Origin of the sequence: Bacillus sp. PS95, from assembly GCF_037963565.1 — a bacterium.
In the GTDB taxonomy this organism is placed as follows: Bacteria; Bacillota; Bacilli; order Bacillales; family Bacillaceae; genus Bacillus; species Bacillus subtilis.
Genome location: NZ_CP150160.1, coordinates 283350 through 297663 on the forward strand (window position 1 = coordinate 283350; position 14314 = coordinate 297663).

Annotated in this window: 18 protein-coding genes; 12 read left to right on the top strand and 6 right to left on the bottom strand. The window is 46.1% G+C overall.

Translation table 11 applies throughout. The features are described from left to right. Window position 1: 1 nt before the first annotated feature. The 3 genes from ycbM to NSQ12_RS01615 all read left to right on the top strand — a co-directional run bounded on the left by ycbM (window position 2) and on the right by NSQ12_RS01615 (window position 2657). The gene (gene ycbM / locus NSQ12_RS01605; RefSeq protein ID WP_072175252.1) at window positions 2-937 is read left to right on the top strand and encodes a two-component system sensor histidine kinase YcbM; all 936 of its coding nucleotides are present in this window, start codon (window positions 2-4) and stop codon (window positions 935-937) included. Window positions 938-1028: 91 nt separating this feature from the next. Further along, window positions 1029-1952, top strand: coding sequence for an ABC transporter ATP-binding protein (locus NSQ12_RS01610; protein ID WP_024572520.1), 924 nt, complete (start codon window positions 1029-1031; stop codon window positions 1950-1952). An 18-nt stretch (window positions 1953-1970) separates the two neighbouring features. Further along, complete coding sequence (locus NSQ12_RS01615) at window positions 1971-2657, top strand: ABC transporter permease (RefSeq protein ID WP_080121049.1); 687 nt, start codon at window positions 1971-1973, stop codon at window positions 2655-2657. Here the strand turns inward: NSQ12_RS01615 and NSQ12_RS01620 are convergent. Both NSQ12_RS01620 and NSQ12_RS01625 read right to left on the bottom strand, forming a co-directional pair. Continuing rightward, window positions 2618-2752: a hypothetical protein gene (locus NSQ12_RS01620; RefSeq protein WP_119122840.1), complete on the bottom strand. Its 135-nt coding sequence runs from the start codon at window positions 2750-2752 to the stop codon at window positions 2618-2620. The genes NSQ12_RS01615 and NSQ12_RS01620 overlap by 40 nt on opposite strands. Next, window positions 2712-3098, bottom strand: coding sequence for a YndM family protein (locus NSQ12_RS01625; RefSeq protein ID WP_339175731.1), 387 nt, complete (start codon window positions 3096-3098; stop codon window positions 2712-2714). Before NSQ12_RS01625 ends, NSQ12_RS01620 begins: the two co-directional genes overlap by 41 nt. 311 nt (window positions 3099-3409) lie before the next feature. On the opposite strand from NSQ12_RS01625, the gene cwlJ reads away from it, so the two are divergent. The 6 genes from cwlJ to tatC all read left to right on the top strand — a co-directional run bounded on the left by cwlJ (window position 3410) and on the right by tatC (window position 7715). After that, on the top strand, window positions 3410-3838 hold the full coding sequence (gene cwlJ / locus NSQ12_RS01630; RefSeq protein ID WP_015715185.1) for a cell wall hydrolase CwlJ: 429 nt from the start codon (window positions 3410-3412) through the stop codon (window positions 3836-3838). Between the two features lie 105 nt (window positions 3839-3943). Then, the gene (locus NSQ12_RS01635; RefSeq protein WP_339175733.1) at window positions 3944-4675 is read left to right on the top strand and encodes a VWA domain-containing protein; all 732 of its coding nucleotides are present in this window, start codon (window positions 3944-3946) and stop codon (window positions 4673-4675) included. A gap of 79 nt (window positions 4676-4754) precedes the next feature. Beyond that, complete coding sequence (locus tag NSQ12_RS01640; protein ID WP_136654900.1) at window positions 4755-4931, top strand: hypothetical protein; 177 nt, start codon at window positions 4755-4757, stop codon at window positions 4929-4931. A gap of 18 nt (window positions 4932-4949) precedes the next feature. Further along, window positions 4950-6701, top strand: coding sequence for an alkaline phosphatase PhoD (gene phoD / locus NSQ12_RS01645; protein WP_038427315.1), 1752 nt, complete (start codon window positions 4950-4952; stop codon window positions 6699-6701). A 12-nt stretch (window positions 6702-6713) separates the two neighbouring features. Beyond that, a complete protein-coding gene (gene tatAD / locus NSQ12_RS01650; RefSeq protein ID WP_003223835.1) occupies window positions 6714-6926 on the top strand; it encodes a sec-independent protein translocase protein TatAD in 213 nt (70 codons plus the stop codon). A 60-nt stretch (window positions 6927-6986) separates the two neighbouring features. Further along, window positions 6987-7715: a twin-arginine translocase subunit TatC gene (gene tatC / locus NSQ12_RS01655; protein WP_014475692.1), complete on the top strand. Its 729-nt coding sequence runs from the start codon at window positions 6987-6989 to the stop codon at window positions 7713-7715. On the opposite strand, the gene pcp is transcribed toward tatC, so the two are convergent. Further along, entirely contained in the window at window positions 7712-8359 is a 648-nt protein-coding gene (pcp, locus tag NSQ12_RS01660) for a pyroglutamyl-peptidase I (protein ID WP_339175736.1), read from the bottom strand. The genes tatC and pcp overlap by 4 nt on opposite strands. Before the next feature lie 78 nt (window positions 8360-8437). Here pcp and NSQ12_RS01665 point away from each other — a divergent pair, with 78 nt between their 5' ends. Further along, a complete protein-coding gene (locus NSQ12_RS01665; RefSeq protein ID WP_339175738.1) occupies window positions 8438-9550 on the top strand; it encodes an aminotransferase class V-fold PLP-dependent enzyme in 1113 nt (370 codons plus the stop codon). A gap of 42 nt (window positions 9551-9592) precedes the next feature. Here NSQ12_RS01665 and lmr(B) read toward each other — a convergent pair whose 3' ends face one another. Further along, entirely contained in the window at window positions 9593-11032 is a 1440-nt protein-coding gene (lmr(B), locus tag NSQ12_RS01670) for a lincomycin efflux MFS transporter Lmr(B) (protein ID WP_032728901.1), read from the bottom strand. 38 nt (window positions 11033-11070) lie between these two features. Then, a complete protein-coding gene (gene lmrA / locus NSQ12_RS01675) occupies window positions 11071-11637 on the bottom strand; it encodes a transcriptional regulator LmrA (RefSeq protein WP_029317230.1) in 567 nt (188 codons plus the stop codon). Between the two features lie 216 nt (window positions 11638-11853). Here lmrA and ansZ point away from each other — a divergent pair, with 216 nt between their 5' ends. Then, window positions 11854-12981, top strand: a complete 1128-nt coding sequence (gene ansZ / locus NSQ12_RS01680) for an asparaginase AnsZ (RefSeq protein ID WP_069703672.1) — start codon at window positions 11854-11856, stop codon at window positions 12979-12981. Between the two features lie 161 nt (window positions 12982-13142). After that, entirely contained in the window at window positions 13143-13781 is a 639-nt protein-coding gene (gene lipA, locus NSQ12_RS01685; protein ID WP_038428323.1) for a lipase LipA, read from the top strand. 37 nt (window positions 13782-13818) lie between these two features. Here lipA and NSQ12_RS01690 read toward each other — a convergent pair whose 3' ends face one another. Continuing rightward, window positions 13819-14202, bottom strand: coding sequence for an RDD family protein (locus NSQ12_RS01690; protein WP_009966469.1), 384 nt, complete (start codon window positions 14200-14202; stop codon window positions 13819-13821). Between the last annotated feature and the right edge of the window lie 112 nt (window positions 14203-14314).

A 14314-nucleotide genomic window follows, 5' to 3' on the forward strand; every position in this document is an offset into this window, starting at 1 on the left:
AATGACAGTGCTATGGGTGGCCGCTGTCATCGCGCTGGCGTGTCTGAATGTGATTCAATTCATAATGAAAAAGAAGCGGGACGGGAATCTGGCTTACACGGCTGACCAGCTTAGCTACATGCTCAGCCGGGATTCGGCAGGACAAATTTTGCTTCCTACAGACGATCATGCGCTCAAAGACTTGCTTGTTAACATTAATCTTATCGTTGAGAATCGTCAGCAGATCAGCGCCCAATTTGCCAAAACAGAGCAATCCATGAAGCGGATGCTGACCAATATGTCTCACGACCTGAAAACGCCGTTAACGGTCATTCTCGGTTATATCGAAGCCATTCAAAGTGACCCGAACATGCCGGACGAAGAGCGGGAAAGATTGCTGGGGAAGCTCCGCCAGAAAACAAATGAACTCATTCAGATGATCAACTCCTTTTTTGATTTAGCGAAATTAGAATCTGAAGATAAAGAGATCCCGATTACCAAAGTACATATGAACGACATATGCAAACGAAATATCCTGCACTATTATGACGCTGTTCAGTCAAAAGGTTTTCAAGCAGCCATCGATATCCCGGATACGCCGGTGTATGCGCAGGCGAATGAAGAGGCTCTGGACAGAATCCTGCAAAACCTATTGTCCAATGCGATTCAATATGGCGCGGCCGGCAAGTTAATCGGGCTGACGCTGTCTTATGATGAGAGGAACATCGCCATCACCGTATGGGATCGCGGAAAAGGGATTAGTGAAACCGATCAGCAGCGGGTGTTTGAGAGGCTGTACACACTTGAAGAATCCAGAAATAAAGCATTTCAAGGAAGCGGCCTGGGTTTAACCATCACAAAACGGCTTACAGAAAAAATGGGAGGCACCATATCCGTCCAAAGCAAGCCGTACGAACGGACTGCATTTACGATCACCTTGAAACGCATGACATATTAATCGTAAGAATTTCTTAAGGTTTGAGAAATAAAAATGACAGGGCTCGCCGCTACAATAGAAAACAGGAAAAGAGAGGGAAGGAGAAACAAAGTTGACTTATATCGTACAAACAAACGGGCTGACCAAAACGTATCAGGGCAAAGAGGTCGTATCCAATGTCAGCATGCATATTAAAAAAGGTGAAATCTATGGCTTTCTCGGCCCGAACGGCGCGGGGAAAACAACCATTATGAAAATGCTAACGAGCCTTGTCAAACCGACAAGCGGTGAAATCATCATTCTTGGGAACAAGTTCACCCACACGTCATATGAGGTGCTGGGGAACATCGGCAGCATGATTGAATATCCGATTTTTTATGAAAACCTGACAGCTGAAGAAAATTTAGATCTGCATTGTGAATATATGGGATACCACAATAAAAAAGCCATACAAGAAGTGCTGGATATGGTGAATTTAAAACAAATCGACAAAAAACCCGTCAAAACCTTTTCCCTCGGGATGAAGCAGCGCCTTGGAATTGCGCGTGCCATCCTCACGAAGCCGGACCTGCTCATTTTGGATGAGCCGGTGAATGGTCTTGACCCTATCGGCATTAAAAAGATCAGGCAATTGTTTCAAGTGCTGAGCAAAGAGTACGGGATGACACTGCTGATCTCAAGCCACCTGCTGGGTGAAATCGAACAAATCGCAGACACAATCGGCGTCATTCGGGACGGCAGGCTGCTTGAAGAGGTATCAATGGAGGATGTCAGGGGCCAGAACACTGAATACATCGAGCTTGTTACATCGAATCAGACAAAGGCCTGCTTTGTGCTTGAGAAAGAGCTGCAATTAACCAACTTTAAAATTTTAAATGAGAAAACAATCCGAATTTACGAAGCCGAAGCCTCACAGCCTGCTATATCCAAAGCGCTGATTTTAAATGATGTAGACATTGAATCAATGAACAAAAAGTATACGTCGCTGGAGGATTATTTTATCAAATTGATCAACGGCAATAGCATCAGTGCGTAAAGGAGGAGAGACACGTTGATGAATTTGATCAGAATCGAATTAAGAAAAATGAAAATGGGCTGGTATATCAGAGGTGCCCTCATTGCCAACGTGATCATTATGGGCTTTATGTGGCTGATCAGTTATTCCGAAAAAGCCGATGGCGGGGTTTCGTTCCAAAGTACGGATGAAGCATTCCTCATCATCGGCACCTTCGTCAGAGCGGTATTTATCGTATTTGGCGCTGTGCTGATCGTAAAATTGGTGATTTCGGAATATAAAAACAAAACCATTCTTGTGATGTTCACGTACCCGATCAGCCGTAAAAAGCTGCTCACCGCTAAGCTTATGATCGCGGGCGGACTGACGTTTATCACGATTTTACTTTCAAATATACTCATAGCCGCCGGTTTCTTTTGGCTGAACTCGATCTACCATTTCATACCGGGAGAGCTTACTTCCGAGATCATTTCTCAACAGGCGGTCAAAATGGCAGTTTTCGCTTTTGGCGCCGCTGGAACCAGTTTAGTTCCCATCTTTTTTGGGATGCGTAGACACTCGGTTCCGGCGACCATCATTTCATCTGTAGTAATTGTGATGCTCATCAGCTCAACAAGTCCGGGCTTCTCGATTTCATCTGTTGTGTATATCCCGTTATCGTTAGCGGCATTCGGATTGTTCTTTTCCTACATGGCGATCAGGAATGCGGACAAGCAGGATGCGTAAACAAAGGCGCCCAATATGTATAAAAGGCCGATGCTGTCAGCACCGGCCTTTCCATTATGAGTCTGTTCTTGTTTCAAGATAATGCTTCTTGCCAATCTCTTTGCTCATCATATAGAAATGGAAGCAATATTCACCGATTGCCATGAGGATTGCGCCGAATAAAGCCGCCAACGCAACTTCACCGCCAGTCATCCCCAGGGAAAGCGGCATGCCCATCAGCCAGATCACAAGAAAGGCCAAGCCAAAATCAGCCAAAGTTGCAATCATATTATTCCATCTCGGCAATACATAAAGATCGCCCAGCAAATAAGAAATAACCCCTAACACAATCGTCATTAGCAGCGTATCACCAAACGTGAAACCAAAGCCCAGACCAAGCACCAGATACAACACAATAATCGTCATAATACCTTTAATAGCGAGCGCTTTCACATGTGTCATTACAATTCCTCCTTTTGTCATTTGATTTGTTATGTATAATTCCTCAAATGTAAAAAGTTAAACCTTATTTCTTTTCGGAGGCGGGTGCAAATCTGCTGGGGAGGGGTCGATGATGTGAATCAGGAATTGAGGCTGCGGCGCCTCGACAGCGGAAACGTGAAGCTTGTACCGCACCGGACGCTGCTTTGACGCCCAACAGCCCATTATGTTTGCTGTTTTAGATGAATAAATTTAAAAACTTCTCCTGTCCCTCCGTCATCACTTCTGAAGTAATGAAATATGATGAAAAGAGATCAAGGGGAGGTGACGTGATGGCGGTCGTGAGAGCAACGAGTGCGGATGTCGATTTGATGGCAAGGCTGCTCAGAGCGGAAGCGGAAGGCGAAGGCAAGCAGGGGATGCTGCTTGTCGGCAACGTTGGAATTAATCGGCTGCGGGCGAATTGCTCAGATTTTAAAGGCCTCCGCACCATCAGGCAGATGATTTATCAGCCACACGCGTTTGAGGCTGTGACTCATGGATATTTTTATCAAAGGGCGCGAGATAGCGAGCGTGCTCTTGCACGGCGGTCGATTAACGGTGAAAGACGCTGGCCGGCAAAATTTAGTTTGTGGTACTTCAGGCCGGAGGGAGACTGTCCAGCCCAGTGGTATAACCAGCCGTTTGTGGCAAGGTTTAAGTCACACTGCTTTTATCAGCCGACGGCGGAGACGTGTGAAAATGTATATAACACATTTTAGAGACAGGACACCGTTCAAGTTGAACGGTGTTTTTCTTTGAAAAGATGCAATGGAAAATATTCCTGTGAGATAATCGAAGAAAAAAGAGCTGACGGAGATGACAGAATGGCGACAATTGACCTGCAAAAGAAAAGTGTAAAGATCGTACTGGAGAAAAAGCAGTTAACGAAGGTGACGGCTCGTGTTGGACTGGTTCTTGATATTACGGGATCGATGAGACCGCTCTACAAAAACGGGACGGTTCAAAATGTGGTGGAGCGGATTTTGGCAGTGGCTGATCAGTTTGATGATAACGGTTTGCTGGATGTATGGGTGTATGATAATGAATTTTCCCGATTAAAGCCAGTTTCAGAAAAGGATTTTTCGGGCTATGTCGATCGTGAAATTTTAAATAATGACCGCTTGCATAAATTCGGCAGAAATGATGAGCCGCCAGTCATGAAGGACGTGCTGCGCAAATATGTTACGGAGGAACCGAGCTCGTATCCTGCTTTCATTGTTTTTATCAATGACGGGGGCTGTAAAAAGTCAATCAAACCGATAATTGAAGCTTCTTCTGATAAACCGGTGTTCTGGCAGTTTGTCGGCATCGGAAACGGAAACTTTGATTTTCTCAATAAACTGGATACGTTAGGAGGGCGTGTCATTGATAACACGAACTTCCTGCATATCGAAGAGATTGACCGCATTTCTGATGATGAGCTTTATGATGCTCTGCTTGCTGAATTTCCATTTTGGCTGAAAGAAGCGAAGGAAAAAGGAATTGTAAGAGATCAAGAGCCACCTGCTGAAAAGCCGAAAAAGAAGGGCTTTTTCAGCAGATTGTTTTCGAAATAACTGATAAGGCACTGAGTCATTCAGCGAAATGGCTCGGTGTTTTTGTTTTTTTAAGATCATGTGAAGAAAAATAGTCCGAATGGGCGGCTTGCAAACGACAGGATATGCAGAAAACGCGTCATTCAGCCAGCTTTCGGCATGTTTCAGCGGCAGGTTTGTGAGGGAAGACCTGTTTTTAATGTTCAGCGCTTACAATCGGTTCACACTTCTTCACAGTCGTTTAACAATGATTTCCTATAATGGAGACGATCAATGAGAAGAGAGGGGATCTTGAATGGCATACGACAGTCGTTTTGATGAATGGGTACAGAAACTGAAAGAGGAAAGCTTTCAAAACAATACGTTTGACCGCCGTAAATTTATTCAAGGAGCGGGGAAGATTGCAGGACTTTCTCTTGGATTAACGATTGCCCAGTCGGTTGGGGCTTTTGAAGTAAATGCTGCGCCTAAATTCTCAAGCTATCCGTTTACATTAGGGGTAGCGTCAGGTGATCCGCTTTCTGACAGTGTCGTGCTCTGGACGCGCCTGGCACCAGATCCGCTGAACGGCGGAGGAATGCCGAAGCAAGCGGTGCCTGTCAAATGGGAGGTCGCAAAGGATGAGCATTTCCGCAAAATCGTAAGAAAAGGCACTGAAATGGCTAAACCGAGTCTTGCCCATTCCGTTCATGTGGAAGCGGACGGGCTTGAGCCAAACAAAGTGTACTATTATCGTTTCAAAACCGGCCATGAACTAAGCCCTGTCGGAAAAACAAAAACACTGCCTGCCCCTGGCGCCAATGTGTCGCAAATGACCTTTGCATTTGCTTCCTGCCAGCAATATGAGCACGGATATTATACGGCCTACAAGCATATGGCAAAGGAAAAGCTTGATCTTGTCTTCCATCTCGGTGATTACATATATGAATACGGCCCAAATGAATATGTATCAAAAACAGGCAATGTCCGCACGCACAACAGCGCGGAAATCATTACGCTGCAAGACTATCGGAACCGTCACGCTCAATACCGTTCTGACGCCAATCTTAAAGCTGCACATGCGGCATTCCCTTGGGTTGTAACTTGGGATGACCATGAAGTTGAAAACAACTATGCCAATAAAATACCGGAAAAAGGACAGTCGGTTGAAGCATTCGTGCTCCGCCGCGCGGCAGCATACCAGGCATACTATGAACATATGCCGCTCCGCATTTCCTCTTTGCCGAATGGCCCAGATATGCAGCTGTACCGGCACTTTACGTACGGAAACCTGGCGTCCTTCAATGTGCTTGATACCCGCCAGTACAGGGACGACCAAGCCAATAACGACGGCAATAAGCCGCCTTCTGATGAATCGCGCAATCCGAATCGGACCCTGCTTGGAAAAGAACAGGAGCAGTGGCTCTTCAACAATTTGGGCAGTTCGACAGCCCACTGGAATGTGCTGGCGCAGCAGATTTTCTTTGCCAAGTGGAATTTCGGGACAAGCGCAAGCCCGATCTACAGCATGGATTCGTGGGACGGCTACCCGGCTCAGCGCGAACGGGTTATCAATTTCATTAAAAGCAAAAATCTGAATAATGTTGTCGTACTGACAGGTGATGTACACGCAAGCTGGGCATCGAATTTGCATGTCGATTTCGAGAAGACAAGTTCAAAAATATTCGGAGCCGAATTTGTTGGAACCTCGATCACTTCCGGAGGGAACGGCGCCGATAAGCGGGCGGATACGGACCAAATTTTAAAAGAAAATCCGCACATCAAGTTCTTTAACGACTATCGCGGATATGTCCGCTGTACAGTGACGCCTCACCAGTGGAAAGCCGATTATCGGGTCATGCCGTTTGTGACCGAGCCGGGCGCAGCCATTTCCACGCGGGCTTCATTCGTTTACCAGAAAGACCAAACTGGGTTGAGAAAGGTATCATCCACAACAATCCAAGGCGGGGTGAAGCAATCCGATGAGGTCGAAGAGGATCGTTTCTTTGCGCACAACAAAGCCCACGAAAAACAAATGATTAAGAAGCGGGCAAAAATCACGAATTAAGGAGTGGAAATTATGTTTTCAAACATTGGAATACCGGGCTTGATTCTGATCTTCGTCATCGCCCTCATTATTTTTGGCCCTTCCAAGCTGCCGGAAATTGGGCGTGCCGCCGGACGGACACTGCTGGAATTTAAAAGCGCCACAAAATCACTTGTGTCTGGTGATGAAAAAGAAGAGAAATCAGCTGAGCTGACAGCGGTAAAGCAGGACAAAAACGCGGGCTGAATGCTGATGAGGCAGACACCGGGTCTGCCTCTTTTTTTATGAAAGGGAGGGCTTTTTTGAATGGATAAAAAAGAAACCCATCTGATCGGGCATTTAGAAGAGCTTCGCCGCCGGATTATCGTCACCCTTGCGGCATTTTTTCTATTTCTCATCACGGCTTTTTTGTTCGTACAGGACATTTATGACTGGCTGATCAGGGATTTGGATGGAAAGCTGGCTGTGCTTGGACCGAGTGAAATCCTCTGGGTGTATATGATGCTTTCCGGCATTTGTGCCATTGCGGCTTCTATCCCTGTTGCCGCGTACCAGCTGTGGCGTTTCGTTGCACCGGCGCTGACGAAAACGGAGCGCAAGGTGACGCTCATGTACATACCAGGTTTATTTGCATTGTTTTTGGCGGGCATCTCCTTCGGATACTTTGTCTTGTTTCCGATCGTGCTCAGCTTTTTGACTCATTTATCCTCCGGCCACTTTGAAACGATGTTTACGGCTGACCGCTACTTTAGGTTTATGGTGAATTTGAGCCTGCCGTTCGGCTTCTTGTTTGAGATGCCCTTGGTGGTGATGTTTTTAACAAGGCTGGGCATCTTAAATCCTTACAGACTGGCCAAAGCGAGAAAGCTGTCCTATTTTCTGCTGATTGTCGTGTCCATATTGATTACACCGCCTGATTTTATTTCTGATTTTCTCGTGATGATCCCGCTTCTTGTCCTGTTTGAAGTGAGTGTCACCCTATCGGCGTTTGTCTACAAAAAGAGGCTGAGGGAAGAAACAGCGGCGGCCGCTTAGTGCAGCGTACCGCCCGGTGACTTCACATCCTCATCATATTGTGCGGCCGTAACAGCGGCGATTCTCAATGCCCGGACAATCGTGTCCAGGCTGAGGCTCGGCGCTGTTTTGTCGATTGTTTGCTCCGGAATGTAAGGAATATGAATAAAACCGCCGCGAATGTGCGGGGATGTCCGGCTAATGTGATCCATTAACCCGTAGAACAAATAGTTGCATACAAAGGTCCCCGCTGTGTAGGAAACCGCAGCTGGAATGCCGTGTTCCTTCATCTTAGCAGTTATTCGTTTCACGGGAAGCCCTGTCCAGTAAGCGGCGGGCCCATCTGGAGAAATCTCTTCATCAATCGGCTGATGTCCTTCGTTATCGGGGATTCGCGCATCTGCAAGATTGATCGCCACCCGTTCCGGTGTAACCTGCATCCGTCCTCCTGCTTGGCCGACACAAATTACGATATCCGGCTGATGTGTTTGAATGGCTTGGCGCAGAGTGTCCAGAGCGGATCTAAAGACGGTTGGAATTTGTTCCGCTGTAATAATGGCTTCTTCTGTCTCGAAGCCATTAAGCCGTTTCGCTGCTTCCCATGATGGATTGACGGTTTCTTTGTCAAAAGGGTCAAAGCCAGTGATCAGCACTTTTTTTCTCATGCTCCCATCTCCTTTTTCTTTTATTCTATTGTTTATTTATGGGTTTTTCATCAAAATAATGTAAAGGAGTGAATCATAATGGAGCATTTGCCGCAGCAGTATCGTCATTTATTCCCAATCTTGCAGACGCATACGATGCTTGCCAGCTGTTCTCAGAGCGCATTGGCAGAGCCTGTATCAAGGGCGATCCAGGATTATCATGACAGCCTGCTGTATAAAGGGACGAACTGGAAAGAAGCGATTGAAAAAACAGAGTTTGCGAGAAACGAGTTTGCAAAGCTGATCGGGGCTGAACCGGATGAAGTGGCGATTGTGCCGTCAGTTTCTGATGCACTGGTTTCTGTAGCATCGTCCTTAACTGCATTTGGAAAGAAGCACGTTGTATATACAGATATGGATTTTCCGGCGGTGCCTCATGTTTGGCAGGCACACTCCGATTATACCGTATCCGTCATTCCATCAATAGACGGCGTGCTGCCGCTTGAACAATATGAAACGCATATTTCGGATGAAACAGTACTGACGTGTGTTCCTCACGTTCATTATCGTGACGGCTATGTTCAGGATATAAAAGCGATTGCCGAGATTTCTCAGAGAAAGGGCTCTTTATTGTTTGTAGATGCTTATCAATCAGCCGGGCATATTCCCATTGATGTGAAGGAATGGGGCGTAGATATGCTGGCAGCAGGCACCCGGAAGTATTTGCTCGGCATACCGGGTGTGGCGTTTCTTTATGTGAGAAAGGAGCTGGCTGACGCACTGAAACCGAAAGCATCAGCTTGGTTCGGCAGAGAGAACGGATTTGATGGGGCTTATGCGAAAGGCGCGCGTCGTTTTCAAACGGGCACCCCAGCTTTTATCAGCGTATACGCAGCTGCAGCGGCTTTATCGCTGCTGAATCATATTGGGGTTTCTCATATCAGGGATCATGTGAAAACGATCTGTGCCGATGCAGTTCAATATGCCGCTGAAAAAGGCCTGCAGCTGGCGGCGGCACAAGGTGGGGGTCAGCCGGGCATGGTTGCGATCCGGGATGAGCGGGCATCGGAAACGGCGGCGTTGCTGAAGAAGAAAAAAGTGATTTGCGCGCCGCGGGACAATGTCATCCGTCTCGCTCCCCATTTTTATAATACGAAGGAGGAAATGCGGCACGCGATTGATGAAATCGCGGCGAAAACGATCCACAAGTAAACATAAAAAATGCCCCTGAACATTAGTCAGGGGCTTTTCATATTAATGATCTACCTTCACGCGCTTCATAAAGAAAGCGCCAATTAAACCGATAATGGCAACAATCATTGCAAACACAAATGCGTGCTGTACACCCGCTGTCAAAGCTTGCGGGATGACTGCCGGATCGGCAGGGTTTTTAACTGTACTCATATAATCATGCTGGCCTGCAGCCATAATGCTGACCGCAACCGCTGTTCCGATAGCGCCAGCCATTTGCTGCAGCGTGTTCATAATGGCGGTGCCGTCTGGATAAAATTCACGCGGCAGTTGGTTTAAACCGTTTGTCTGTGCAGGCATCATGATCATAGAAATCCCGATCATCAAGCAGGTGTGCAGGATGATAATCAGCACAGCCGTTGAAGTGGTCGTGACATTTGAGAAGAACCATAGTACAACGGTGACAATCACAAACCCCGGAATGACAAGCCATTTCGGCCCGTATTTATCGAACAAGCGGCCTGTAACAGGGGACATAAATCCATTTAAAATACCGCCCGGCAAGAGAACAAGACCAGATGCAAATGCAGTCAGGACTAAGCCGCCTTGCAGATACATCGGCAGAAGCAGCATAGATGACAGAATGACCATCATACAAATGAACACCATGATCACACCCAAAATAAACATCGGGTATTTGAACGCACGGAGGTTCATCATCGGCTGCTTCATTGTCAGCTGGCGGATTGAAAATAGGATAAGGCCGACAACGCCGACAATCAGCGACACGATAACAGTCGGGCTGGACCATCCCCCGGAGCCTTCACCCGCGTTGCTGAATCCGAACACAATGCCGCCGAAGCCAATCGTCGACAGGATGATAGACAATACATCGATTTTCGGCTTTGTCGTTTCAGATACATTCTGCATATATGCGATACCGAAAACAAGCGCCAGCACAAGGAATGGAAGAGAGATCCAGAAAATCCAGTGCCAGTTGAGATGCTCCAGAACCAATCCTGAGAAAGTTGGGCCGATGGCGGGCGCGAACATAATGACAAGCCCGATCGTTCCCATTGCGGCGCCCCGTTTATGAGGCGGGAAAATCACCAAGATTGTGTTAAACATCAGCGGCAGTAAAAGACCGGTTCCAAGTGCCTGAACGATCCTTGCCGCCAATAAAAACGGGAAGCTTGGCGCGAGTGCCGCGATCAAGGTTCCTATAATTGAAAAGATTAGTGACACGGTAAAAAGCTGTCTTGTTGTGAACCACTGCAACAGCAGTCCTGAAACAGGAACAAGGATACCGAGTACAAGCAGGTAGCCCGTCGTTAACCATTGGACGGTTGCCGCTGTAATGTTCAACTCCTTCATAAGGTCGGTTAACGCAATATTCAGTGCTGTTTCACTGAACATGCCGATAAAACCGGCCAACAGCAAGGAAATCATAATCGGCATCACTTTGTATTGCTGAGATGCTTTAGCTGTTGTTTCCAAAATCATTTCCCCTCTCTATCAACTGCATGTAGTATGTCGTTTTTTTATCTCTTCAGCAGGTCAGGAATGCAGCTGGAGATATGAAGGAGCGGCGTACTGTTTTTTGCCGTCAAAGATAAAAGAATGCCGCCTTCAATCATCGCGTTAACCACAGTGCTGGCTTCTTTTGCACGGTTCTCGCTGCAGCCAGTCTGCCGCAGTTTTTCCTCATACACAGAGGCCCATTCTTTGTAGGCTTCATGACAGGCTTCGCGCAACGGTTCGCTTTTCAATGACGTCTCAGCCGCTAGCAAGCCCACAGGCAAGCCTTCAATGTCTTCCGTACATGAAAACTGGCAGGAGAGCTCCTTCAAAAAGGCTTGAATGCCTTCCGCTGGATCGGTGCAGGCTTCCATGCAGTCCGCGATTTTCTGACGGATATACTCCTTCATCTCATTCACGGCTTCGATCGCAAGCTGTTCTTTACCCCCGGGAAAGTGGTAGTAAAGAGAGCCTTTAGGCGCACCGCTTTCCTTTATAATCTGGTTCAGCCCCGTGCCGTAATACCCTTGCAGCTGAAAAAGCCGGGTAGCTGCCGAAAGGATTTTCTCACGGGAATCTCCATAACTCATAACATTCCCACCTTACTGAATTGCAATCAAAAATATAGTGACTGGTCTATTATCTTGATTCAATCATCAATTGTCAAGAAAAATTCTTTGTATGAAAAGACAAAAAAAGAAGGATATGACAACAAAAAATACTGAGAGAAAAGCTGACTGATCTTTTGACTGAATAGATAAAATATTCAATGATTAATCATCATATGGATGTAAGGAGAGAAATAGATGAAAAAACAACGAATGCTCGTACTTTTTACCGCACTATTGTTTGTTTTTACCGGATGTTCACATTCTCCTGAAACAAAAGAATCCCCGAAAGAAAAAACGCAGACACAAAAAGTCTCTTCGGCTTCTGCCTCTGAAAAAAAAGGTCTGCCAAACATTAGAATTTTAGCGACAGGAGGCACGATAGCTGGTGCCGATCAATCGAAAACCTCAACGACTGAATATAAAGCAGGTGTTGTCGGCGTTGAATCACTGATCGAGGCAGTTCCAGAAATGAAAGACATTGCAAACGTCAGCGGCGAGCAGATTGTTAACGTCGGCAGCACAAATATTGATAATAAAATATTGCTGAAGCTGGCGAAACGCATCAACCACTTGCTCGCTTCAGATGATGTAGACGGAATCGTCGTGACTCATGGAACAGATACATTGGAGGAAACCGCTTATTTTTTGAATCTTACCGTGAAAAGTGATAAACCGGTTGTTATTGTCGGTTCGATGAGACCTTCCACAGCCATCAGCGCTGATGGGCCTTCTAACCTGTACAATGCAGTGAAAGTGGCAGGTGCCCCTGAGGCAAAAGGGAAAGGGACGCTTGTTGTTCTTAACGACCGGATTGCCTCAGCCCGATATGTCACCAAAACAAACACAACCACAACAGATACATTTAAATCAGAAGAAATGGGCTTCGTCGGAACAATTGCAGATGATATCTATTTTAATAATGAGATTACTCGTAAGCATACGAAGGACACGGATTTCTCGGTTTCTAATCTTGATGAGCTGCCGCAGGTTGACATTATCTATGGATACCAAAATGACGGAAGCTACCTGTTTGACGCTGCTGTAAAAGCCGGAGCAAAGGGGATTGTATTTGCCGGTTCTGGGAACGGGTCTTTATCTGACGCAGCCGAAAAAGGGGCGAACAGCGCAGTCAAAAAAGGCGTCACAGTGGTGCGCTCTACCCGCACGGGAAATGGTGTCGTCACACCGAACCAAGACTATGCGGAAAAGGACTTGCTGGCATCGAACTCTTTAAACCCCCAAAAAGCACGGATGTTGCTGATGCTTGCGCTTACCAAAACAAATGATCCTCAAAAAATCCAAGCTTATTTCAATGAGTATTGAAGAAAAGAAGGCGAATAAGCCTTCTTTTTTTGGCTTTTTAGGACCAATAATGACCTCTGAATCTTAAAATTTCTTTAAAAATAAGCCAAAATTACCCTTTACTTAATTAATTTGGTAACGTAATATAATTGAAGAATTTGTTACAAAAAAAGGAGGATATTATGAAATTTGTAAAAAGAAGGATCATTGCACTTGTAACAATTTTGATGCTGTCTGTTACATCGCTGTTTGCGTTGCAGCCGTCAGTAAAAGCCGCTGAACACAATCCAGTCGTTATGGTTCACGGCATTGGAGGGGCATCATTCAATTTTGCGGGAATTAAGAGCTATCTCGTATCTCAGGGCTGGTCGCGGGACAAGCTGTATGCAGTTGATTTTTGGGACAAGACAGGCACAAATTATAACAATGGACCGGTATTATCACGATTTGTGCAAAAGGTTTTAGATGAAACGGGTGCGAAAAAAGTGGATATTGTCGCTCACAGTATGGGGGGCGCGAACACACTTTACTACATAAAAAATCTGGACGGCGGAAATAAAGTTGCAAACGTCGTGACGCTTGGCGGCGCGAACCGTTTGACGACAGGCAAGGCGCTTCCGGGAACAGATCCAAATCAAAAGATTTTATACACATCCATTTACAGCAGTGCCGATATGATTGTCATGAATTACTTATCAAGATTAGATGGTGCTAGAAATGTTCAAATCCATGGCGTTGGACACATCGGCCTTCTGTACAGCAGCCAAGTCAACAGCCTGATTAAAGAAGGGCTGAACGGCGGGGGCCAGAATACGAATTAATGAAAAACAAAACCTTGAAGAATGCTATTCTTCAAGGTTATTCTGCTTTCAGCACAATGGTTTTCGCAGCCATATCATGAACGGTTTGTTTTTTCTTCGTAAATGCGGCAGTCAAATAGATCAGGCGGGAGAACACATGCACCCACGCTATCAGGTAACGGACAATGGCTTGCGGGAAGGATATTTTTTTATATGTTTCGTCCCTCACGATTTGCAGCCCGATGATTTTTTTGCCCAGTGTGCCCTTCCAATTTGTCAGCGGCATCAGCAAAGGGTACACAATCAGCATCAATATGGCGACAATAATGACACCGGCGGACCCATCGCCAAACGTAAATCCGGCTGCCAAAATCACTGCTGCGGCAATGATTACATCAAGTAAAAGAGCGCAGGCGCGCAGCATGAAACCAGCTAGTTCCAATAGAAACACTCCTTAAAATGTTAAATAAATACCTAATGATTGTAAAAAAGAAGGGCCTAAAGTGGGAATAGGTGATAAGCCTTAAATCACAAAAGTTGGTGAAAATGTCATA

Bases quoted from the DNA above. Each gene is read 5' to 3' on its own strand.
- ycbM (WP_072175252.1), top strand. From the start codon at position 2: ATGACAGTGCTATGGGTGGCCGCTGTCATCGCGCTGGCGTGTCTGAAT.
- NSQ12_RS01615 (WP_080121049.1), top strand. From the start codon at position 1,971: ATGAATTTGATCAGAATCGAATTAAGAAAAATGAAAATGGGCTGGTAT.
- NSQ12_RS01625 (WP_339175731.1), bottom strand. From the start codon at position 3,098: ATGACACATGTGAAAGCGCTCGCTATTAAAGGTATTATGACGATTATT.
- cwlJ (WP_015715185.1), top strand. From the start codon at position 3,410: ATGGCGGTCGTGAGAGCAACGAGTGCGGATGTCGATTTGATGGCAAGG.
- NSQ12_RS01635 (WP_339175733.1), top strand. From the start codon at position 3,944: ATGGCGACAATTGACCTGCAAAAGAAAAGTGTAAAGATCGTACTGGAG.
- NSQ12_RS01640 (WP_136654900.1), top strand. From the start codon at position 4,755: ATGGGCGGCTTGCAAACGACAGGATATGCAGAAAACGCGTCATTCAGC.
- phoD (WP_038427315.1), top strand. From the start codon at position 4,950: ATGGCATACGACAGTCGTTTTGATGAATGGGTACAGAAACTGAAAGAG.
- tatAD (WP_003223835.1), top strand. From the start codon at position 6,714: ATGTTTTCAAACATTGGAATACCGGGCTTGATTCTGATCTTCGTCATC.
- tatC (WP_014475692.1), top strand. From the start codon at position 6,987: ATGGATAAAAAAGAAACCCATCTGATCGGGCATTTAGAAGAGCTTCGC.
- pcp (WP_339175736.1), bottom strand. From the start codon at position 8,359: ATGAGAAAAAAAGTGCTGATCACTGGCTTTGACCCTTTTGACAAAGAA.
- NSQ12_RS01665 (WP_339175738.1), top strand. From the start codon at position 8,438: ATGGAGCATTTGCCGCAGCAGTATCGTCATTTATTCCCAATCTTGCAG.
- lmrA (WP_029317230.1), bottom strand. From the start codon at position 11,637: ATGAGTTATGGAGATTCCCGTGAGAAAATCCTTTCGGCAGCTACCCGG.
- ansZ (WP_069703672.1), top strand. From the start codon at position 11,854: ATGAAAAAACAACGAATGCTCGTACTTTTTACCGCACTATTGTTTGTT.
- lipA (WP_038428323.1), top strand. From the start codon at position 13,143: ATGAAATTTGTAAAAAGAAGGATCATTGCACTTGTAACAATTTTGATG.